This window comes from Vibrio sp. 1288 (assembly GCF_033344475.1).
The window spans coordinates 1-1,115 of record NZ_JAWPOX010000130.1 but is presented as its reverse complement, the minus strand read 5'-3'; the positions used below and the strand labels follow the sequence as shown (position 1 = coordinate 1,115).

General features: G+C 46.5%; 1 protein-coding gene. It reads right to left on the bottom strand.

Going from position 1 to position 1,115, the window contains the following annotated elements; translation table 11 throughout:
• Positions 1-130: 130 nt before the first annotated feature.
• Positions 131-1,115: bifunctional [glutamate--ammonia ligase]-adenylyl-L-tyrosine phosphorylase/[glutamate--ammonia-ligase] adenylyltransferase (gene glnE / locus R8O11_RS25080; RefSeq protein ID WP_318194592.1), on the bottom strand; the 985-nt coding region annotated here is incomplete at its 5' end.

Sequence of the window (1,115 nt, the reverse complement as noted above, 5' to 3'; positions counted from 1 at the left end):
TCACCGATGATGAGCACACCAGCGCTGTTGTAATCAGGTAGAATTGGTTTCATTGTTGGTCTCCAAAAATTAAATCGTGGTGAGTTTAGCACAGCCTTTTTCTAGGCTGAACCTTGAGCACTACTTCTACTTAGGCGAACCACTGGTTCCATGCTTGCTTCACCCATTCTCTTTCTGCAACAAACTTATCTTCAACCACATCTGCATCCAAATTAAGTAGGTTTCTGTGATGTATTTCGTTACGCATCGTCGTATACGCGCGTATCAGTTGCATCGCTTGGTCTTCCTCCATGACACCTTGAGCAATTAGCGTTTCATATATTCGGACATTGTCACACCAACGCGTAAGCTTAGGTTTCTCGTGACTATAGTTAAGCACCAAATATTGAGCCAGAAATTCGATATCGGTAATACCACCGACGTCTTGCTTGATCATGAAGCGACCAGATTTCTTACCACCTAAATGATCGCGCATTTTTTCGCGCATCGCGACGACTTCTTTTTTCAACGTTTGCTCATCACGCGGTTTACACAACACATCATGACGGGTGTTATGGAAAGCAATCGCCAATGGTTCATCACCATAAATCATGCGAGCGCGCACTAAAGCTTGATGCTCCCAAGTCCACGCATCTTGATGTTGATAATCATCAAACGCATCGGTTGGACTCACCAACAGGCCGGACGCACCAGAAGGACGTAAGCGAGTGTCCACTTCGTATAGAATGCCTGATGCGGTGCGGGTTGAGAAAATATGGATGATGCGCTGTGCTAAACGAAGGTAGAACTGGCGGCCGTCAATTTCCTTCTTCCCATCGGTGTATACATTAACTGGGCAGTCGTGCATAAAGACGATATCTAAGTCTGAGTTGTAGCCCAACTCCCATCCACCGACTTTACCATAACCGATCACGGCAAAGCCTTTGCCTTCACGATCTTTCACGTGTGTTGGCTCGCCGTATTTTTCAGACACTTGAAGCCACGCTTGGCTGACCACCGCTTCAACAATGGCTTCTGCTAGATAAGTTAAGTGGTCACTTACTTTCATGACTGGCAGCACGCCAGCGATATCCGCCGCCGCGATACGCAAAATACAAATTTGCTTAAACTGACGC